Below are 20,749 nucleotides of genomic sequence, written 5' to 3'. Positions count from 1 at the left end.
CTAGCTGAAGAACTGGTCGTATCCGGATTCCGAATTGCCGCGGGCCTGGGGGTCGGGCCGGCGCTTCAGCTCGTCGAGGTCGAGCTCGGCATCGGGGGCGGCGGTGGTGGTGGTGCCGGGCCGGTCTTCGAGATCGAACTCCAGGTGGCCTTCACTCAGGAGCAGCTCACTCTTCTTTTCCCATTCTTCGAGCATGCGGAGCCCCTCGTCGGCGAAGACACCGTTTTGCAGGTCGACGCTGTCCATGAAGCTGCTGCTCAGTTCCATCATGCGCTCCATCTCACCTACCTTGGTGGCCACGTCCTCGGCGATCGACTCCATGGCCTGGTCGAACATGGCGCGCTGGTCGGGATTGCCGTTGATGACGCTCATCGCGGACTCCATGGCCCCGTGGCTGGCGCGGATGGCCTTGCGTTCCTGGATGCGGAGATCGACCTGGTCGCGGGTATCTTCCAGGAGCACCTCGCTGTTCTGGTGCATCCGGTTCAGCACGCGGTTGAGGACCTCCATTTTGGTCAGTAGTACCTGGTACTTCTGGTTGCTTTCGCGGAGGCGGGCGGCGCGGCGGCTGCTGAGGACCATCTGCTGGTTCTTCCCCTTTTCCTTGGCCAGGGCCGCCAGTTTGAGTTGTTTCTTGACCTCGGCTTCGTTGGTCTCCATCAGGGTCGTAAGGTGGCGCATCTGACCGCGGATCTTCCCGATCTGTTTACGCATCTCCTGCAGGTTACGCTCCAGTTCTTCGACGTAGGTCTTGAGGATGCCGATCGGGTCGATGTTGACAAACAGCCCGGTGACCTTCCGCATGGCACTCTTGTACATATAGCTCAGGAGGGTACGGGTTCTCGGATCGACAATAGCGAAAACAACGGCGAGCAGCGTGAGGGCGGCGACGACCAGTCCGATGGTGGTCGACAGGAAGGGGACGATCACCCCGGCGAAGGTGGTGAACAGGAAGCCGAGCCCCGCGAGCAGGGCCACCAGGAAAATGAGGCCCGTGACGCCTTCGGGGCGTTGCCAGAACGATTTGTCTTTTTTGGGGGCCGGTAACATGGGTGTGGGTTAGGAGAGGACCCGGCGAATATCGTCCACGTCCTGCTTGATGGTATTGGTGATCACTTCGAGGGCCTCGTCGAAGCCCTGCTGGTTTTCCTCGGCCTTGGTGCGCGCGGCGTTGATCTGGCTATCGGCCGACTCGATCTGGGTGCGGGCCGCGTCTATCTGCTGCTGCAGTTCGGCGATCTTGGCCTCCCAGGTGGCGATCTTCTTTTTCAGCTCGCCGGTCTGCTTGGCCTTGCCTTCCACGTTTTCGGCCAGGTGCTTGTCCAGGCTGCGCATGAACTGCGCCTTTTCGTCCTGGAGTACCTCGGCGTAATAGTTGGCCGTCTTGATGAGTTTGTCCTTGGTGAGGCCCACCGACGAACCGGTAATGAACGCGGAATTGATGGCCGTGTCCAGGTCCATGCCGATCTCGGTCAGCCGGCCCACCGATTGCTTGAACTCAAGGTAGTCGAAGCCTTCCAGGTTCTTCTTCTCGAGGGCCTTCATCAGGGCATTGGCGAATCGGTTATTGGAGCCGGACATTCAGATGGATTTAGTGGGGCAAAGGTAAGGTTTGACAAGTTGCGCGATGGTCCGCATCGACCGGCGGCCGGAATTGCGCGATCGACGGGGACCGTCAGAGGTCGTCTTCGATCGCCTGCACGTCGGCTTCGGCAGCGTCGGGCAGCCACTGGCCGAGCTTGGCCCGTGCCCGGTCGCGGACGTCGCGGTTGATGTACACGGCCACGGTAGCGAGCCCCACAGCCAGCACGCCCAGGTCGTCGGTGTACCCCAGGATGGGGGTCAAATCGGGCACGGCGTCGAGCGGCATGAGCAGATACCCCAGCACGCCGAGAATCGTCCGTTTGGCCCACGCCGGCGTGTCCTTGCGTTCGTAGGCGTAGTAGAGGAGCAGGGCGGAATAGACGGTCTTCGTGCCGGCGGCACGGGCGATGCTCCCGAGGCGAGCCCAGAACCGTTTGGGAGTGAAGTAAGACGGGAAAGAGGGCATATTCATGACGGAGGTCGGTGAAGGGGTGCTGCCAATACAAACGCGCAAACCCGGCCCGGGGTTATCTTTACCCCGATGTACCCAACCACGAATTCGGCCGATCTGCTGACCCAAACGGAGAGCTACGTGGAGACCTACCTGCGAAAGAACATCGATCCTCGCTATGTCTACCACAACTTTCAGCACACGGTGGCCGTAGTCGAAGCGGCCGAAGAGCTGGCTCAGGACTACGACCTGAGTGAAAGCGATCTCCTGGCCCTGCGCCTGGCCGGCTGGTTTCACGATACCGGTTACGCCGGAGGATACGCCGGGCATGAAGAGCGAAGCGCGGAACTGGCGCGGGACTTCCTGCACTCCAACGGCATTGACGACCCCGGCCTCTTCGCCGCCATTCGCGGAGCCATCATGGCCACCGGCATGCCCCAGCGCCCGCAGTCGCTGCTGGAAGAGTTGCTTGCCGACGCCGACCTCAGCCACCTGGGCGACGTCAGTTACTGGGACCGCTGCGGTCGGGTGCGCCAGGAATTCGCCCTTACCCGCGACATGGTCATGTCGGACCAGCAATGGATCGATTTCGAGTTGGCCTTTATGCTCGACCACGAGTACCACACCGAGGCCGCGCGTGAACGCTACGGGCCGCTCAAGGGCAAGCACGTCAAGCAGCTCTACAAACGCAAGAAGGCGCTGTTGCCCGACGCGACCCCGAGTACGCTGGCGGAATTCAAGCAGGACAAGAAGAACAAGAAAAAACGGAGCCGGAGCAAAAAGGACCCAGGCAACCGCGATCCCGACCTCAAGCCCGGCCGCGGCGTGGAAACCATGTACCGCACCACCTACCGCACCCACATCAACCTGAGCAGCATCGCCGACAATAAGGCCAACATCATGCTTTCGGTCAATGCCATCATCCTAAGTATATCGGCGGCCAACCTCTTTCCCAAGCTCGACAGCAATCCCCACCTGACCCTGCCGTCCATCATCCTGGTCGGCGTCTGCCTCGGCTCGCTGTATTACGCCATCCAGGCCACCCGCCCGAAGGTGACCGAAGGAAATACCGGCCTGGAGGATATCCAGAACCGCCAGAGCAACCTGCTCTTCTTCGGCAATTTTTACAATATGAAGCTGGATGACTTCCACTTCGGCATGATGGAGATGATCCGCGACGAGGAGTTTCTCTATTCCTCCATGACCCGCGACCTTTACTTCCTCGGCGTGGTACTGGCTAAAAAGTACATGTACCTGCGCATCTGTTACAACGTGTTTCTCTACGGCATCATCCTGGCGGTAGCGGCCTTTATCGCGGCCTCGCTCTACGACAACCACCAGCACGGCGCGGCCCAGGTATTCGATCTGTTTAACTGAGCCGCCCCGGCCGGAACTACTTTACGTCTACCTCGATGCGCTTGTCCTGGTTGGCCAGCTGCCAGGCGTTGTAGAAGATCAGTTGCCCGATGCGGGCCATCTTCTCGAAGTTGATCTTTTCGATCGTATCGGTATCCCGGTGATAATCCGCGTGGGTACCGTTGAAAAAGAAGATACTGGGGATGCCCTTCTCAGCGAAGTTGTAGTGGTCCGAACGCTCGTAAAAGTTGTTGGGATCGTCCTTCGCGTTGTACTTGTAGTCCAGGTCGAGCTGGGTGAAATCGCGGTTCACCGCTTCGTTGATGTCGTGGAGCTCGGTACTCAGGCGGTTGCTGCCGATCACGTAGATGTAGTTGGGGTTGCCGGCGTGGGCGTCGTCGATACGGCCCACCATGTCGACGTTGATGTCCGCTACGGTGTTCTCCAGCGGGAAGACGGGATGGGTGGAGTAGTATTCGGAACCCAGCAGCCCTTTTTCTTCGCCACTAACCCACAGGAATAGCACACTGCGCCGCGGTCCCCGGCCCTCCTGCTTGGCCAGGGCGAAGGCCTCCGCCAGTTCCAGCACCGTACTGCTGCCCGAACCGTTGTCGTCGGCCCCGTTGAAGATGGCGTCGCCGCGCTTACCGATGTGATCGTAGTGGGCGCTGACGACCACCACTTCGTCCGACAGGTCAGGGTCGCTGCCTTCGAGAAAGCCAAGCACGTTCTCCCCGATCAGTTCCCGGCTTTCCTTATCCTGGTAAATGCGCAGGTCGGTCGGCACCTCGACCGCCCGGAATCGCCCGGTACGCTCCAGCCGCTTGCGGGCCTTGACGACCTTGCGGTAGTCCTTGCCCAGGATCTCGCGGGCCAGGTCGGAGGTTATGAATACACTATTGGCTTCCTGCCGCTCCGCCTCCGTAAAGTCGGTCATCCGCAGGCGTCCGTCCAGGGTCTCCCGGCGGACGTCCTGTACGTTTTTCCGGAAGGAGGGGTCGATCACGAGTACCGTTTCCACGCCGTGGTCGCGGGCGATCCGGAGCTTGCTGCCCGTGTCGAGGCTGTATTCGCTGGGGTCCTTCGATCCGGAAACCAGAAAATTGCCGTCCCGGCCTTTGGGCTCCCCCGAAAAGATCATAATCGTCTTTCCGCGCAGGTCGCGGCCGGCGTAGTCGCTGTATGCCGGATCGTCAATCCCGTAGCCGAGGAAAGTAATGGCGTCGATGGCAACGCTGTCGCGGTCGGTGTTCCGGCTGGGAGCACTGTAGAACTCCCAGAGGTGGCGCAGGTCGCGGCCGTTAAGTTTCATGCCAATCGTGTTCCACTTCTGCCGACTGAATTTGATGGTCTGGAAGTATCCGCCGTTCTCGCCGATAGCGGGGTATCCCAGTTCGGCCAGTTGCCCGGCGAGGTACGCCGCGGCCCGTTTCTGGCCGGGCTCACCCGTTTCGCGCCCTTCCATGTCGTCGGCCGAGAGAACGGTGAGGTGGCGGCGCAGGTCGTCGGTCACGATGGTGGCGGCGATCTCCCGCGCTTCTTCGTCGGTGGTGGGTAGCGGCGAGCGATCCTGGGCCGATACGGCGAGGGTCAGGAACAGGGCTCCCGTGAATAGCAGTCTGGTCATGGTCGGAAAACGTTGGCCCGGCGGAGCGGGGTTGGCGCACTAAGATAAGTTTAACGCCCGGGCCCTACTTATTCGATAGCCGCAGCCGGGTACCGAACCGCAGCATGGTGTTGTGGATACGGTCCTCGAGGGGCCCCTTCCCGCCGTCGGTTGCTCGCACGGTAACGAGCCGGCTGACCGTCGGAGCGAAGTAGAGGCTCCAGCGATCGGTCAGCAACCGCTCCACCCGAAGGTTGCCGGCGAGGTAAAGGCTGCTGTTCTGAAAGATCGAGCCGCCCTGCAGGTACCCCACGGAGGGATACAGAATGTTGCGGCGGCTGTTGGAGGCGCGTCCGTCGGTACTCACCTTATTGACGGCGACGAAACGGTCGATCACGCGCTCCAGGTCGTCCTTCGTGTAGTTGTCGGCCAGCTGGAATTCGGAGGCCAGGATGATATTCATCGACATGCCAACACCACCGGTCAGGCGCCACTTGTCGTTGGCGAACAGCTCGCGCTCGTAGTTGAGGGGCAGCGACAGGGTGCGGTAAGTAAGGCGGCCGTAGCGCACGTTCTCGTCCTGAGGGGTGAAGGCGGAGTCCTGCTCGATCCGGAGTATTTCAGCGGGGACGTAGGAACGGTTGCCGTAGATCAGTCCGATCTGAATGCCGTTCTTGCCCTGCGTCACGTCCAGCAGCGAGCCGACGCTGTAGCCTAAAGACAGTTTGCGCTGGGCCTCAATGCCGAGGCGGGCGTTTTCCTGGGTGATCACCTGGTTGAGGTCCACCGGCGAAACGAACAGGTTGAGGTAGTAGCGTGCCGGTTCACTGCCGAACAGGCCTGCAAGCTTAAGGGGGACAAAGGGGCCCTGATCTTCCCGGGTCACCTCGTAGTCCAGTCCGTTCACGCCCGCGACCGCCATTCCCGCCAGCGACGGAGCAAGCAAGGGGGCGTCTCCGAGCGTGAGTGCCGCGATGGGTGAAGCAGGCAGCGGCGAAACGGCGCGCGTGCCGGAATTTTGGGTCGGCGGAACAGCAATAGCATCGGTCCCGGTGGCCGCGGATTCGGGCAATTCGTTGGACAGGGGCAGGGCTGGCAATACTGCGGGTACCGCGGGTGCGGTGGGGGTTTCGGATATGGGGAAAGCCTGGCCCGTGGCGGCGGCAGCGTTTGCCAGCGGCGGACTGGCTTCCGCCCAGGAGATGAAGCGGAGGCCGATAAGCAGCAGGCTCATCAACAGGGCAGCCTCGGAAATTTTGAGGCAGACTACCATCTCACGGCGTTGGCCGATGAGTTCGAGTCGGGCGGCCAGGCGCGCCCAACCGGTAGGGGCTACCGGTCCTGCCTGTTGCAGGCCGCTGGCCAGGGCACTGTCTACCGCGGCGGCCGTTTCGGTTTCCGCGGCGGTCAGTTTGCTCGCCATGGTAGACCAGCTGCCGGCCGGAGCCGCTGTGGGGGACAGCGAATTGAGCTTATCGGCAATAGCCGCATCAGCCATTTCGCTCCCGTCGAGCCGGCGTTCCAATCCCTCCCATCCCCGGGCGGAGCCCGGCGGGAGGTCGGCGATCCGTTGCCGGATCAGGTCGTCAAAGGGGTTCGTTTCTTGTTTCATTATACTAGCGTCCTGGAGCGGTCAGCGCTTTCTGCAGCTTACTTCTCGCCTTGACCAGGTTCGACCGTGAAGTGGAATCCGTAATATTTAACTGTTCGGCAATCTCTTTATGGCTGTACCCTTCAATTACGTAAAGGTTGAAGATGGTACGGTAGGTCGGCGGCAACTGCTGCACGGCAGCCAGTATCTCCCGGGCGGAGCACTGGCTGATGACGTCGGGGAGATCGGAACTGACCTGGTAGGCCCGTTCGATGTCCTCGGTGCGCCGCCGTACCGTGCGCCGGTAGTGGTCGATGGCGGTATTGACCGTGATGCGGCGCATCCAGGCCAGTAACGCCGTGCCGCTTTCGTAGCGCCCGATCTTGCCGAAGATCTTGATAAAACTTTCGTGCAGCAAGTCCATGGCTTCGTCTTCGGTGCCGGTGTACCGCTGACAGATGGCCATAAGGGGGCTGTAATAGGTTTCGTAGAGTACACGCTGCGCCTCGCGGTCGCCCCGCAAGAGAGCGGCTACGAAACGTTCTTCATCGTTCTCCAGGCAAATTGCGTAATCCATAAAAAGCTGACGGGTAAAATACCCCGGTCCGTTGGTCGGCGGGCCGCGGTGGAATTACCGTAAGGTAAACGGTTTCTTCCGCTCCGCCGCTGCCAGGCCACCGCTATTTTTGTCCGGTACCCGCCCCGTCGGTGCTGCAATCCCTACTTTTCGGTTATGTCCACCCTCACCGTACCGACCACCCACGGCCCCCTCCCCCTCCGCAAGAGCCAAGAATTCGTTGGCCTCCGTCAACAGGCCGCCTCCCCCCCGGACGGCGCGGAAAACCCCCGCCCGGAGCTGGGCGGCTTCGAGCTGGTTAAGCTGCCCGACGGCGACGTGGAACGCGGCCTCGATGCGGCGCGGCGGCGGCCCGATGTAGCAACCGGAACCCACGTGTACTTCGCCACGGGTGATGACCGGCCCGTGGTCCCGACCGGCATTGTGTACTGCCGGCTCGCGGAGGGGGTAGGGGAGGAGGAAAGCCAGCGGGTCTTTGATCTGTACCACCTGCGGGTCGTCGAGCGGCGGGATGACAATACGGTCGTTCTCTCCGTTACCGAACGGAGTCGCAACCCGCTGCACGTCGCCCGCCAACTCGATCAGCTGGCGATGGTCGACTCGGCCGTCCCCGATCTGGACATACCCCTCGAACAGTACTTCAGCGAGCCCCGCGACGGGCTGTACGACCAGCAGTGGTCGTTCCACAATCCGGGATACGTACCCGGCGTGCCCGGCTTCGCCACGCGGGAGGGCGCCGATGCGCGGGTACCCGGGGCCTGGCGCGCGCTGGACAACCTCGGCTCGGCGGAGGTGACCGTCGCCGTTATCGATAACGGATTCGACCTCGAACACCCCGACCTGCGGGGTAAGTCCGTGGCCCCCCTCACCGTATCGAGCGGTGCCGCCGGCGTACCGCGCGGGGCCGTTTACGGCAGCCACGGCACGCCCTGCGCCAGCGTAGCCGTGGCCGCGGCCAACGGGACGGGTATCGTCGGGGCGGCCCCCGGCTGCCGGCTCATGCCCCTGCACGGTCTGACCTACTCTGCCTTCCTGACCGAGCGGATGTTCGATCACTGCCTGCAGCACGGGGCCGACGTCATCTCCTGCAGCTGGGGTACCGTAGACGACCGCTTTCGGCCCGGGCCCTTCCACGAACGGGCCATCCGCAAGGCGATCACCCAGGGCCGGGGCGGCCTGGGTTGTGTGGTACTCTTCGCCGGCGGCAACGAGGGCCGGGCGGTACTCAACTATTACTGCCGAATGCCGGGAGTTATCGCCGTCGGTGCGTCCACCAGCAACGATACCCATCCGGCCTATTCCAATACCGGCGACGGCCTGTCCGTAGTCGCTCCGAGCGACGGCGGCTGGCCCCTGCTAGCCGCCCGGGCCAGCTGGGACCCCGGCAACACCCAGGCGCCGGCCGCAAAGCGATACTACGTCGACGGACGCGACCGCGGCCCGTACCATAAGCACTTTGGCGGAACCTCCGGAGCAACACCGCTTGTCGCCGGCATCTGCGCCCTCCTGCTGACGGCCCATCCCGGCCTTACGGCGACCCAGGTAAAGGACATCCTCGAGCGTACAGCCGACCGGATCGGCAGTCCGGGCGAATACGGCGCATCGGGCTACAGCCCCCGATTCGGCTACGGGCGGGTCAACGCGGAACGGGCGGTAACGGAAGCCCTGCGGCTCAGAAACGTCGGGGCCACACCCACCCTTGCACAGGATCCTTCCCCACCCGCGGATCCCGTGCTTCGTGTGCGGGCGGAACCGCAGCCACGAATGGGCTTCGGCCTGCAAATCAGTGCTTTCCGGGAAACCAGCAACGCCCTGCAGCTGGTGACCCGGCTCGAGCGGGAGTTCGATCTGCCGGTCGTGGTGGCCGACGATGGTGGCGTGCATAAGGTCATTCTGGGTACTTTTACCGATCCCCAGGCGGCCCGCGACCTGCTCCCCCGGGCGCAGCAGCTTGGGTACCGCCCCTTCGTACGGGATTTGTCCACCCTCAGCTGACCTACTCATGCGCCTGCTCCCCCTGCTTCTTCTCTGCTCCCTTTCGCTCACCGCCCAGCTCGACTGGGTAGCCGACCACCCCGGCACCATCGTGTACACCCTCGATCTCGCCAACGTGCAGGAGCACGAACTGGGCGTTACCGTCGATTTCCCGGCCGTGCCGGAGGGAGTCTTCTACGTCAAGATGCCCCAGGCAAGCCCCGGGCGCTATGCCCAGCACAATTTCGCCCGCAACGTATATGACGTGCAGGCCACCGGCGCGGATGGTACCGCCGCTACGGTCAGCCGCGTGGACCCGACAACCTGGGCCGTTACCGGCCACGGGGGCGCCGTGCACCTTACCTACACCCTCTTCGCCAACGGCGGCGACGGAACCTACTCCGGAGTCGACGACCGCAAGCTGCACCTCAACATGCCCGCCAGTTTCGTCTACGGGGAGGAGCTCAACGACCGTCCCGTCATGCTGCGTATTCCGCCCGGACAACGGCCCGACTGGGATGTCGCCACCCAACTCGTAGCGCTCGGGGAGCGCCGCTTTGCCGCCCCTGACTACTACTACTTTTACGATTCGCCCACGATGGTGGGTACCCTGCAGCGCGAGGAATTCACCGTCGCAAGCGGGGAGCGGGTCGACACCATCGAGGTGGCCCTTATGAGTGAGGACAGCGATTCCACCTTCCACGAGTACGTCGGGTTAGTCGAGCGGACCGTCCGGGCCCAGCAGGCCATTTTCGGGGAGCTGCCGGCATACGACTACGGCCGCTACGTTTTCCTCTGCTCCTACAATCCCTGGATCGGGGGCGACGGCATGGAGCACCGCAATTCCACCATCTGCTCCGCACCCATCGGATTGGAGGGCAACCAGCAACGGCTGATCGGGACCGTAAGCCACGAATTTTTCCACTGCTGGAACGTCGAGCGTATCCGCCCCGCCGACCTGGAGCCCTTTGCCTTCGACCACGTCAATATGAGCGACAACCTCTGGTTCGCCGAGGGATTCACGAGCTACTTTGACGACCTGGCGCTGGCCCGCGCCGGCATCCTTGCACCGGAGGACTACGCCAGAGGAATCGCCGGTCAGCTCAACTACGTCGTCAATTCGCCGGGGCGCGGCTACCGGGGTCCCATCGGGATGAGCCAGCAGGCTCCCTTCGTTGACGCTGCAACGGCCAACGACCCGGACAACTACGCAAATACCTTCGTCAGCTACTACACCTACGGTGCGGTGCTCGGCCTGGCCCTCGATCTGGAACTGCGGGAGCGCGGGCATACGCTCGACGAACTGATGCAGCAGCTGTGGCGGCAGTACGGGAAACCGGAGATCCCCTACCACGTCCGCGACCTACAGCTGGGACTGGCCACGGTAGTAGGTGACTCCGCCTGGGCGGCCGACTGGTTCGACCGGTACATCCGGGGCAGCGAACTACCGGACTTTGCCCCGCTGCTACAACCGTACGGAATCGAGGTGACACAGGCACGTCCGGACAGCGCCGGTTTCAACGGATTGCGCCTCCAGACACGCGATAACCAGCTGGTCGTGGCCGGTCCCGTATTGGAAAACAACCCGCTGTACGCGGCCGGCGTCGACGCCGGAGCGGTGATCACTTCCGTGAACGGTACGCCCGTAACCAGCCCCGCCGAGTGGGAGACGGCCGTGGCGGGCCTGACCCTCGGACAACGCTACCCGGTAAGCTTCATTCAGCTCGGGCGCGAGCGGTCGGTTACCTTCGCCGCGACCGCCGCGCCGGCCTTCCGCTCCGGACTCATGGAGGAGGCCGGAGCGGAGGCGGTAGCACGGCGGAAAGCCTGGCTGGGGTACTAGTCCGGATTACTTGCGGGACGCGTCCTTGTTCATCACATGCTGCTGCAGCCACTGGTCCTGTTCCCACAGCAGGTGCAGGATGCTCTCCTTGGCGCGGTAGCCGTGGCTTTCGCGGGGCAACATCACTAACCGGACCGTGGCGCCCAGCCCCTTCAGGGCGTTGAAGTAGCGCTCGCTCTGCAGGGGGTAGGTTCCTGAGTTGTTGTCGGCCTCCCCGTGGATAAGCAGCAGGGGCGTCTTCATCTTATCGGCGTGCATGAAGGGCGACATGCCGTTATAAATTTCGGGCGCTTCCCAGTAGTTACGCTGTTCGCTCTGGAAGCCGAAGGGGGTTAGCGTCCGGTTATAGGCACCGCTGCGGGCGATACCGGCCGCAAAGAGATCGCTGTGGCTCAGCAGGTTGGCGACCATGAAGGCACCGTAGCTGTGTCCGCCCACGGCAACCCGCTCGCGGTCCACGTAGCCCATCGCGTCTACCGCGTCGATCGCGGCCTTGGCGTTAGCGACCAGTTGTTTCCGGAACGAGTCATTGGGCTCCTCGTCTCCCTCGCCTACGATCGGGAAAGCCGCGTCGTCGAGCACGGCATAGCCGCGGGTCACCCAGTACACGGGGGAACCGTAGTAGGGGTAAGTGAACTGGTTGGGGTTGGACGTCGACTGGGCCGCGCTGGCCTTATCCTTGTACTCCCGTGGGTAGGCCCACAGGATCAGGGGTACTTTCTCCTTGGCGGTGGTATCGTACCCGACCGGCAGGTACAGCGTGCCCGACAGTTCGAGTCCGTCGTCGCGGCGGTAGGTGATCACTTCTTTGTGTACGTCCTGCAGGCTCTGGAAGGGATTCGGGAAGGCCGTCAGCTGGGTCAGCTCCCCGCCGTCCAGGTCCCGGAAATAATAGTTGGGGTATTCGATGGGCGATTCCTCGCGTACCAGCAGCCGGTCGCTTTCGGGGTCGAAGTCGATGAGCTCCTCCAGGCGGTCGGTGTAGGCCGAGGTGTAGAGGTCCTCGGTGGTGCCGGTCTCCAGGTCGATCGCGTGCAGGAAGGGAAACTGCCCCTCGGCCGTATAGCCGTCGCCGATGAGGTAGGCCTCGTTGCCTTCCAGGGCAAGGACGGAGCTTCCGTACGCATTGCGGGTCGTTACGAAGTTCCCCGGGTCGCTGTACCGGTCCTGGTAGTTGAGATCAAACAGTACTTCGGGGGTTTCGCCCGGCTCTGAGGGGTTGAAGACGTACACTTTCGAATTGCGGGTGTCAAACCACCGGTCGTAAGCCACGGCGGTTTCGTCGTCGCCCCACTGGACGCCGGCGTAGCGGTTGGTCACCTTTAGCAGTTCGGTGCCCTCACCACTGAAGGGGGCCTCCAGCTGGTACAGGGCATCGCGGTACTCGGCTTCCTGCTCCGGATCGCCGCCGTCCAGGGCCTGCACGTAAACGAGGGTGGCGGGCTTGTCGGCGCGCCAGGAGATGCTGCGGCGGTCCTTGGTCGTGGCCATGAAGCCCTGCGGCATCACCTCGGTGAGGGGCAGCTCCGCCACCGTTTGTACGGGCTGGCCGCCGCGGGTGTATACCGTGATCGTGGTCGGGAAGCGGTAGTAGGGTACGATGTAGGAGAACGGCCGCTCGATGGATTCCACCATTACGTATTCGCCGTCCGGGCTGAACGTGATGCCGTCGTACATGGCCGCCGGTAGGAATTCGGCGCTCTGGCCGTCGAGGGTTACCCGGTGGATAACCGAGCGGGCCAGCTGCTCGAAGTTGTATTCGTCGTTGGGGTTGCTGAGGAGATCCTGGTAGGTACGGTTCTGCGCCTTTTCGCCGTCGGCGGTGGAGATCGTGGGTCCGGTCGGTACGGCGCTGGCCACGTCGACCAGGGGCTTACGGTCGTCGGGCAGCATTTTCACCAGCAGCGACTTTCCGTCCTTGGCCCAGTTGATCACGTCGCGCAGGTTGGCATTGACGGTCGGGCCGGTAAGGCGGCGGGCTGCTGCGGTGCGCAGGTCGGCAACCCACACTTCCACGCCTTCGTCGGAGGTGTGCGTCATGGCGACCATTTGCTGGTCGGGCGACCAGGTCACGTTGGCCAGCCGGGGGGTGGCGGGCAGTCCGGTCAGGGAAGCTTCGGTACCGGGGGTAGCGTCGACGGCCCGCACCTTCACGTCATTGTAGTAGGTGGTCCGGCTGCCGATGTTCTTTTTCGGGTCGATCCGCAGCCCGCCGAGGCGCAGCTCGGCTTCGGAAAGTTCCGCGATGGTCGCGTAGGCATCACGGTACAGCAGTACCATGTGCTCGCGTTCGTGGTCCATCAGCACGGAGGGGGCCAACGGCACGTCTACCAGATCGAGGATGGCCTGTGGCGGCTTTTGGTAGTCGAGGTTAAGTTGGGCGCTGCCGCGGGTGCAAAGGGACGCCAGCGGGAGCAGGCCGAGCACGGTAAGCCAGAGAAAAGTGCGTAGCAAGGTGGTCATAGTTAGGAGCTTTGTCCCAAGATAGCGCGTGGAGTCCGGTCGGTGGCGCGACCCTTGCCCTAACAATCATCCGCCGCTCTGCCGCCACCGCATGATGCCCCATTCGGAGGGGGCCCACACTGCGGTTCGCACGCCCATTTTTTTCAGGCCTTCATTGATCCAGCTGTTGCAGGTATAGATCGCATTGTAGGAGCCGACGGCCTCGTAAAACGTATCGTCCGGCCCGTAGCCCGGCGCGTCGATCGGCTGCAGGCGGCCATCGGTGCCCCGCCGGAAACCTTCCCGCAGGTAAGTGTTGAGGGTGACAAGCTGCTCGCGGCTGAGGTCGAGGGTGGCCCAGTCACGTCCGACGCCGCGGTAGCCGGTTACGTGCATGGCCGTGGGACTGGGCAGCAGCATGGCCCGTACGGCGGTACTCGCCTTCAGTTGTGCCCACGTGGGCGTATCGAGGTAGAACCCTTTATCGCCCCAGCCGAAGGCAAGGTGGGGGTAGTCGGCCAGGGGGCCGAGTTGCTCGCGGAGGGCGGGATCGACAAATTCCCGCGGCAGGATGAAGTCGGTATGCACCCCGTTGGAGGAGAGGTGGATGCGGCGGTCGCGCGGCCCCTCCGGGGCGGACGCGCGGGTGGGAATGAGGGAGAGCACCAGGGCACACACCAGGTACAGGGCTACCGGGGCCAGCAGCCACAGAAGGATTTTGCCGAAGAGTTTGAGGTAGGCCAGGGGACGGAGATTAGGTGAGGGGGGGCTGGGCCGCGGGGGCCTCCCGCAGCCGCTCGTAGTGCGCGCGGTGCTTGGCGGCGTCGGCCAAGATACTCAGGCCACTGTTGAAGACCGTGAGGGCGAGCGTACCGTAGGGGATCCAGGTGCTGGCGGGAGCGCCTCCGTGGCGGCGGGCGGTGACGTCGCCGATGAGGCTGGCGCCTAGCCCCGTAAGCACGAGACCGAGCGGTGCCTTGATGAGCCAGTTGCGGTACTGCAGTTCGGAATTATTGGCGGACATGGGCGGGAAGGACTGGTTACGGTAGCGAAACCGCGTAGTTACTCCTTTTGTGAACGCCGCATGGCACCTGCGGCCGCGCCGGCCTAAATTTCGACGATGTCGGGCATCTCGCCCCGTTCCTCGTAGGCATTGATGAGCGCCTCCAGCTCGTCGGCCGAGAGGTAGTACTTCTTCAGGCGCTTCTTGTAGTGGCGGGGCAGGGTAGCGTGCCCCAGCAGGTACTTCTTGGTGGCCAGCACCTCGCTACCGAAGCCGTGATCTACGGCGATGGAGTCGGCCCGCTGCTCGGCCCGCCGCATATACCGCGACCAGAGGGCGTAGCCGAGGCCAAAGGCGATCATCCCGCGCCAGGGCCGGTCTAGGTAATCGACAATGTGGCCCAGCTCGTGGGCAAACCAGCCGACGACGACTTCGCGCGGAAGTTCGCGCACGCGGACGTGCTCGGTCACGTCGAGGTGGCTACTGAAATCTACGCGGTAGTGGCGGCGTGCCCGCCGGAAAAAGGCCCAGTTGATCACCGGCTGGGCGCGCATGGTGCTGTAGCGCATCGGTAGCCGGCGCAGGTATACCGGCCGGTCGCGCAACTCAGGGTAGGCGGCCAGGGTATCGGCAAACCAGGCTTTGAGGTGCTCGCTCTGTACGTTCTGAAAGATGAGCTGTGAAGGGTGGGGCATGGGGTACAAACGGGTAGACGAAGCGGGATGTTGGTGGGGCATAAATTAATGCAACAACGAACACGCACAACGCAGGACCGGTTATAAAGACAGAAAGACCGCAGTACAACTCGCTGGTTGCCAGACGGCTTTTAATCATCAAACCAAACATCCACATCATGTTACGTTATGCCCTGATCTTCTTCGTGATCGCAATTGTTGCGGCACTACTAGGTTTTGGTGGATTTGCTGGCGCCGCAGCCGGTATTGCCAAGATCCTGTTCTACATCTTCCTCGTTCTGCTGGTCATCAGCCTGATCTCGGGTCTGTTCAGAAGAGCCTAGAAACAACACTAACTGACAACAAGGCCGCGTCCGGGATTGCCCGTTCGCGGCCTTTTCTTTCCATCCAACCTGCACTATGCGAACCATCTATTCAAAATTTCTCCTTCTTCTGGCCACCCTGCTCGTAAGCGGCTCCGCCCTGCTGGCCCAAGCTTCCGGCGGCAGCGGTGCCGAGGGGGAAAGCCCGTACAGTTCCTCCACGACGGAGGCGCCCCCCAATGAGGACTTCTTCTCTTCCTACGGACTCGTCATTGTCTGTCTCGTGATTTTTGTCGGGCTGATTCTGTTTGTATCGCTGCGCGGACGGACCCGTACCTGATTTCCGGTCGGTCCACCCATTTTACTTTAAAACCTATACGTTATGATTACCCTCGAAAATTTTAATGCCCTGGCTGCGGCCACCAACGAATACTCCGTCAGCATCTACACGCCCACCTACCGCGTCGGCAACGAAAAAGAAGACCACATCCGGTTCAAGAACGCCCTGAAAAAGGCCGCCGACAAGCTGGGCAAGCGCTACGGCCTTTCCGAAAAGGAAGCCGAAACCTTCCTCAAGCCGGCGCATGAGCTGGCCGACAACTCGGAGTTCTGGCAGCAGCAGAGCGATGGACTGGCCGTCTTCGTCGGCCCCGATCGCTTTGAATACTACACCTGTCCGCTCGATTTTAATCCCCTGGTCTACGTCTCCGAAGAGTACTACCTGCGTCCCCTCGTGGCCCTGGTAGGTGATCAGCACCGCTTTCACTTCCTGGCCCTCAGTAAGGGTGCCGTGCGCCTTTATACCGCCACGGAATATTCGATCAGTTCCGTCGACCTCAAGGGCCTCGTACCCGAGAACATGGAGGCGGCACTCATGCAGGACGGCGCCGACAACCACCTCTCGCGCGCCGGAGGTGCCGAAGGAGGCCGGGGTAGCAACAACCAGGTCTTCTTTGGCCGGGGCGGCGATCCCAGCAACGACGTGGAGGACGTAAAAGCCTACCTAGACCGCGTGGACGCTGGCATCAGCGACTATCTCTGTGATGACAAGGCACCCCTGGTCCTTGGTGGTGTGGAGGAGCTTATCCCCATTTACCAGGAGGCCAATACCTACGCACACCTCTACACCGAGAACTTCGCGCACGGTAACCTCGAGGAGGACGGACCGGCCCTGATCCACGAAAAAGCCTGGACCGCTATCGCCGACCATTTTGACCGGCAGTACGACCGCGACCGCAAGCTATACGGCGACAACGTGGCCGCCGGTGAGGCCGGAAACGACCTGCAGGAAATCGTTCCCGCAGCCGTTAACGGCCGCATCGCGGCCCTCTGGCTGGATCGCAAGGCCTACGTCTATGGAGAGTACACGCCGGACAACAACGGCATCACGGTGCTCCACGACGAGGACAAAAACGCTACCGAACTGCTTAACCTCGCCGCGGTACGCGCTTTTCAGGCCGGTGCCCGTGTCTACAACGTAGACCGCGAGATGCTTCCCAACGACGGCTCGGACGCCAATGCGATCTACCGGTACGCCGTCGATGCCGACACCACCAACCGATAACCCTGACCTAAAATCTGCCAATAATGACCATCCTATACCGCAGCTTGCTGCTGCTTTCTTTCTGTTCCGTCTTTACCGCCTGCGGTGATGCCGATATGCGGGAAGGCGAGGTGGACCCCGCCGAGGTGATCGATAGCTCACCCGATTACGAGGACGACGATGCCAACAACAACGGCAAGATCGACTACGTAGAGCAGTCTACCAGCGACAGCATCACCACGTTGACGACCAATTATTCGAAGCGGGCCGACTCCATCCGGGCCACGCGTGATACCCTGATCACTCCCCGCTATACCGACGACGAGTACGAGGCGGCCTACAGCACTTCCAGCACCAACCCCAAGAACCAGGGGGCCGTGGGCATCACCCCCGGCAATAACCAGAAGAAGCAGTAAGGCGAAGTTGCCAAAACGAAAAAGTCCCGGCACCGGAAGGTGGCGGGACTTTTTACGTTCGGGCGGAGAGCCATCCATCGGACTCGAACCGACGACCTATTCATTACGAATGAATTGCTCTACCAACTGAGCTAGGATGGCGATTGGGCGGCAAAGATATATCTTTGCGGCCGATTATGACCAAGCAAAATTCAGAAATTGCGCGCCGACGCACCTTTGGTATCGTTGCCCACCCCGATGCGGGCAAGACTACCCTTACCGAAAAGCTGCTGCTCTTCGGTGGCGCCATCCAGGAAGCGGGGGCGGTAAAAAGCAACAAGATCAAGAAAAGCACGACCTCCGACTTCATGGAGATCGAGCGACAGCGGGGAATCTCGGTGGCCACCTCCGTAATGGCCTTCGACTACGCGGACAAAAAAATAAATATTCTCGATACCCCGGGCCACAAGGACTTTGCCGAGGATACTTACCGTACCCTGACAGCCGTGGACAGCGTAATCGTGGTCATCGACGTGGCTAAAGGCGTGGAGGAGCAGACCGAAAAGCTGGTCGAGGTATGCCGGATGCGGAAAACGCCGGTGATCGTCTTCGTCAACAAGATGGACCGCCCCGGTAAGGAAGCTTTTGATCTGCTCGACGAGATCGAGCAGAAGCTGCTCCTAAAGGCGGTTCCGCTCAGCTGGCCTATCGGGATGGGTGACCGCTTCCAGGGGGTGTACAACCTCTTCGAGGAACGGATCGTGCTCTTTCGCCCCGACAACAAACAGGGCCGCCCGGAGGAGACCATCGAGTTTACCGACCTGGACGATCCCGAGCTGGTGAAGCTTATCGGGGAGGACGCCGCCGAGGAACTGCGCGAGGAGGTAGAGATGATCCGGGGCGTGTACCCGGCCTTCGACCGCAGCGTATACCTGAACGGCAACGTCAGCCCCGTCTTTTTTGGCTCCGCGGTCAACAACTTCGGCGTGAAGGAGCTGCTTGACTGCTTCGTGCGTATCGCTCCACCGCCTCTGCCGCGGCCGACGGAGGAGCGGCAGGTGGAGCCCGGCGAGGAGCAGTTTGCCGGCTTCGTCTTCAAGATCCACGCTAACATGGATCCGCGGCACCGGGACCGGATCGCGTTCCTGCGCATCTGCTCGGGTACCTTCGAGCGCAACACGAATTACCTGCACGTACGGCAGGGGCGGAAGCTCAAATTTGCCAACCCCACCAGCTTTATGGCCGACCGTAAGGAGGTCATCGACTCGGCCTACGCCGGCGACGTGGTCGGTCTATACGATTCCGGCAATTTCAAGATCGGAGATACGCTCACGGAAGGGGAGGAGCTGCACTTCAAGGGCATCCCGAGCTTTAGTCCGGAGCAGTTCCGCCGGGTGATCAACGGGGACCCCATGAAATCAAAGCAGCTGGCCAAGGGCATCGATCAGTTGATGGACGAGGGCGTCGCCCAGCTGTTTACCCGCGGCGTCGACAACGCCCAGATCATCGGTACCGTAGGCGCGCTGCAATTCGACGTGATCCAGTACCGGCTGGAGCACGAATACGGTGCCACCGTACTCTACGAGCCCATCAACCTGCACAAGGCCCTGTGGATAAGTGCCGACGATGCAGCCGCCCTGGACGCCTTCGCCGAGCGGCGGCGGCAACAGATCGCTACCGACAAGGAAGGGCGGCTCGTGTACCTGGCCGAGAGCGCGTGGATCTTACAGACCATCCGGGACGCCCATCCGGAGATCCGGTTTCACCAGACGTCCGAATTTTAACGGCCGGCCGCCAATTTGTTCAGGGCCGGTGCGTACTACGGTCGCGGGGCATCCGTTAAGATTCTGTTAAACGAATCAATCGCCGCATTTCAGTTGGAATGCTGCGCAACCCTGCCTACCTTTGTATTGTATTTAATCCACAGCTCACAGAGCAACCCCATGCGGACCCCATCTTACGGCCGCATTTTAGACTTTCCAGCCCAAGCAACACGAGACTTTAGCTTCTTTTCGGCGCCTCCGGGTTGACCGAAGCCCTATTAACAGCAAGTTATTTTTATGCTAAAGCGCACCTTATTCTTCCTTCTTTCGGTCGCCGCCGCTTTCCTGATGAGCAGCACCGAGTTCGATATCTCCCGCTACGTAGACGGAGAATTCTCTACTGCCTCCGCCTTTTTCGTGCCGGTTAACCTTGAGACGAAGGCCCCGAAAAAAGTAACGGCCCCCGAGCCCGTCGTCCCCGAAATTTCTGAGTCCGCGCCTGCCCCGGCCGCACGGCTCCGCGACTTTGCCGATCAGAGCTTCGAATCCCAGCTTAAAGCTGCCATTCTGGCCAATCCTACCTGGGCCAAGCTCTACCGCAACAAGAAACTTTCCGTCGGTCTGGTAGACCTCAAGGACGAGGAGCACCCCCGCTTCGCCACCCTGAACGGCAAGCACATGATGTACGCCGCCAGCCTTCCCAAGATCGCCGTCCTCGCCGCTGCCCACGACGCTATCGAGCGCGGCGAACTGCGCGAGACGCCCGAGATCAAGCGCGACATGCGCCTCATGATCGCCAAGTCGAATAACGCCGCTACCACGCGGATGATCGACCGCATCAGCTTCGAACACATCGAGCGTACCATGCGCGATCCCCGCCACAAACTCTACGACCCCACCTACGGCGGTGGTCTCTGGGTAGGCAAGCGCTACGCTGCCGGCGGCCGCCGCTACCCCGATCCGATGAAGGGCATCAGCCACGCCGCCACTACCGAGCAGATTTGCCGGTACTTTTACCTGCTGGCCAACGGCCGTCTCGTAAGTCCCAAGAGCAGCGAAAAGATGATGAGCTACCTGGTCGACCCCGAGCTGCACCATAAGTTCGTCAACACCCTCGATCGCGTAGCTCCCCAGGCCAAGGTGTACCGCAAGTCGGGCAGCTGGAGCGTCTACCACGCCGACTGTGCGCTGGTGCAGGGACCGCAGCGCAACTACATCATGACCGCCCTGGTAGAGGACCCCAACGGCGAACAGATCATCCGCGAGCTGGGTGAGGTGATGGACCGCCTGGCCAAGAACTAAAGAACCGTTTTATATGCTAGGCCGCCCCCGGGCAGTCTCCGCAATATACATGACCCGTATTGCCCCCGTGCCGCCGTGCACGGGGGCTTTTTTGTTACGTCCGAGTTCTCCGAACAGTTCCGGAAAAAGCCCGCCACGGTACTGTTGAAGTCCTGCACCCGGTACCCTTCCGGCAGGCTGGGGCGCGCTTCCTGCGGTAGGCCGCCGGAGCGCTCCAGCCCGGCGACTACGGCACTTCGGGCAGAAGTATTCCCACCTTGCACGATCATTTATTAACGCTACGGTGTTGCAGTAAGGAATGCGTGGCTATCTTTGCCGTACG

General features: G+C 61.9%; 19 protein-coding genes and 1 tRNA gene. 9 read left to right on the top strand and 11 right to left on the bottom strand.

Annotation, left to right across the window (positions count from 1 at the left end):
* The 3 genes from DQG19_RS03870 to DQG19_RS03860 form a co-directional block, all read right to left on the bottom strand.
* Window positions 1–1,050, bottom strand: coding sequence for a PspA/IM30 family protein (locus DQG19_RS03870; RefSeq protein WP_116124879.1), 1,050 nt, complete (start codon window positions 1,048–1,050; stop codon window positions 1–3).
* 9 nt (window positions 1,051–1,059) lie between these two features.
* Complete coding sequence (locus DQG19_RS03865; RefSeq protein WP_116124878.1) at window positions 1,060–1,581, bottom strand: hypothetical protein; 522 nt, start codon at window positions 1,579–1,581, stop codon at window positions 1,060–1,062.
* A 94-nt stretch (window positions 1,582–1,675) separates the two neighbouring features.
* Window positions 1,676–2,056 (bottom strand): YkvA family protein, encoded by a 381-nt coding sequence (locus tag DQG19_RS03860; RefSeq protein ID WP_116124877.1) that lies wholly within the window; start codon window positions 2,054–2,056, stop codon window positions 1,676–1,678.
* 69 nt (window positions 2,057–2,125) lie between these two features.
* On the opposite strand from DQG19_RS03860, the gene DQG19_RS03855 reads away from it, so the two are divergent.
* A complete protein-coding gene (locus DQG19_RS03855) occupies window positions 2,126–3,412 on the top strand; it encodes a Pycsar system effector family protein (RefSeq protein WP_116124876.1) in 1,287 nt (428 codons plus the stop codon).
* 16 nt (window positions 3,413–3,428) lie between these two features.
* Here DQG19_RS03855 and DQG19_RS03850 read toward each other — a convergent pair whose 3' ends face one another.
* The 3 genes from DQG19_RS03850 to DQG19_RS03840 form a co-directional block, all read right to left on the bottom strand.
* Window positions 3,429–5,018, bottom strand: coding sequence for a M28 family peptidase (locus DQG19_RS03850; protein ID WP_116124875.1), 1,590 nt, complete (start codon window positions 5,016–5,018; stop codon window positions 3,429–3,431).
* A gap of 64 nt (window positions 5,019–5,082) precedes the next feature.
* On the bottom strand, window positions 5,083–6,609 hold the full coding sequence (locus tag DQG19_RS03845; protein WP_116124874.1) for a hypothetical protein: 1,527 nt from the start codon (window positions 6,607–6,609) through the stop codon (window positions 5,083–5,085).
* 4 nt (window positions 6,610–6,613) lie between these two features.
* On the bottom strand, window positions 6,614–7,165 hold the full coding sequence (locus DQG19_RS03840; RefSeq protein ID WP_116124873.1) for an RNA polymerase sigma factor: 552 nt from the start codon (window positions 7,163–7,165) through the stop codon (window positions 6,614–6,616).
* 156 nt (window positions 7,166–7,321) lie between these two features.
* Between DQG19_RS03840 and DQG19_RS03835 the strand changes: the two genes are divergently transcribed.
* Entirely contained in the window at window positions 7,322–9,160 is a 1,839-nt protein-coding gene (locus DQG19_RS03835; protein ID WP_116124872.1) for a S8 family serine peptidase, read from the top strand.
* A 7-nt stretch (window positions 9,161–9,167) separates the two neighbouring features.
* Complete coding sequence (locus DQG19_RS03830) at window positions 9,168–10,982, top strand: M61 family metallopeptidase (protein ID WP_116124871.1); 1,815 nt, start codon at window positions 9,168–9,170, stop codon at window positions 10,980–10,982.
* A 6-nt stretch (window positions 10,983–10,988) separates the two neighbouring features.
* Here DQG19_RS03830 and DQG19_RS03825 read toward each other — a convergent pair whose 3' ends face one another.
* The 4 genes from DQG19_RS03825 to DQG19_RS03810 all read right to left on the bottom strand — a co-directional run bounded on the left by DQG19_RS03825 (window position 10,989) and on the right by DQG19_RS03810 (window position 15,122).
* Entirely contained in the window at window positions 10,989–13,445 is a 2,457-nt protein-coding gene (locus tag DQG19_RS03825; protein WP_116124870.1) for a prolyl oligopeptidase family serine peptidase, read from the bottom strand.
* 66 nt (window positions 13,446–13,511) lie between these two features.
* Window positions 13,512–14,102, bottom strand: a complete 591-nt coding sequence (locus DQG19_RS03820) for a TIGR02117 family protein (RefSeq protein ID WP_255418697.1) — start codon at window positions 14,100–14,102, stop codon at window positions 13,512–13,514.
* Window positions 14,103–14,178: 76 nt separating this feature from the next.
* Window positions 14,179–14,448, bottom strand: coding sequence for a hypothetical protein (locus DQG19_RS03815; RefSeq protein ID WP_116124868.1), 270 nt, complete (start codon window positions 14,446–14,448; stop codon window positions 14,179–14,181).
* A gap of 83 nt (window positions 14,449–14,531) precedes the next feature.
* Entirely contained in the window at window positions 14,532–15,122 is a 591-nt protein-coding gene (locus tag DQG19_RS03810; protein WP_157974296.1) for a hypothetical protein, read from the bottom strand.
* Window positions 15,123–15,280: 158 nt separating this feature from the next.
* On the opposite strand from DQG19_RS03810, the gene DQG19_RS03805 reads away from it, so the two are divergent.
* The 4 genes from DQG19_RS03805 (at window position 15,281) to DQG19_RS03790 (ending at window position 17,383) form a co-directional block, all read left to right on the top strand.
* Window positions 15,281–15,445 (top strand): DUF1328 domain-containing protein, encoded by a 165-nt coding sequence (locus DQG19_RS03805; protein ID WP_116124866.1) that lies wholly within the window; start codon window positions 15,281–15,283, stop codon window positions 15,443–15,445.
* A 76-nt stretch (window positions 15,446–15,521) separates the two neighbouring features.
* Complete coding sequence (locus DQG19_RS03800; protein WP_116124865.1) at window positions 15,522–15,764, top strand: hypothetical protein; 243 nt, start codon at window positions 15,522–15,524, stop codon at window positions 15,762–15,764.
* Window positions 15,765–15,806: 42 nt separating this feature from the next.
* Window positions 15,807–16,988, top strand: a complete 1,182-nt coding sequence (locus DQG19_RS03795) for a hypothetical protein (RefSeq protein ID WP_116124864.1) — start codon at window positions 15,807–15,809, stop codon at window positions 16,986–16,988.
* 23 nt (window positions 16,989–17,011) lie between these two features.
* Window positions 17,012–17,383: a hypothetical protein gene (locus DQG19_RS03790; protein WP_116124863.1), complete on the top strand. Its 372-nt coding sequence runs from the start codon at window positions 17,012–17,014 to the stop codon at window positions 17,381–17,383.
* Between the two features lie 68 nt (window positions 17,384–17,451).
* Here the strand turns inward: DQG19_RS03790 and DQG19_RS03785 are convergent.
* Window positions 17,452–17,524 (bottom strand) — tRNA-Thr (locus DQG19_RS03785).
* A gap of 35 nt (window positions 17,525–17,559) precedes the next feature.
* On the opposite strand from DQG19_RS03785, the gene DQG19_RS03780 reads away from it, so the two are divergent.
* Together DQG19_RS03780 and DQG19_RS03775 are read left to right on the top strand one after the other, a co-directional pair.
* Complete coding sequence (locus tag DQG19_RS03780) at window positions 17,560–19,146, top strand: peptide chain release factor 3 (protein ID WP_198661642.1); 1,587 nt, start codon at window positions 17,560–17,562, stop codon at window positions 19,144–19,146.
* A 276-nt stretch (window positions 19,147–19,422) separates the two neighbouring features.
* Window positions 19,423–20,427 (top strand): serine hydrolase, encoded by a 1,005-nt coding sequence (locus DQG19_RS03775; RefSeq protein ID WP_232826435.1) that lies wholly within the window; start codon window positions 19,423–19,425, stop codon window positions 20,425–20,427.
* The last annotated feature ends 322 nt before the right edge of the window (window positions 20,428–20,749 follow it).

The organism is Lewinella sp. IMCC34183 (assembly GCF_003390915.1).
Classification (GTDB): domain Bacteria; phylum Bacteroidota; class Bacteroidia; order Chitinophagales; family Saprospiraceae; genus Neolewinella.
The sequence above is the reverse complement of the archived record's forward strand: the minus strand, read 5'-3'. Positions and strand labels throughout refer to the sequence as shown.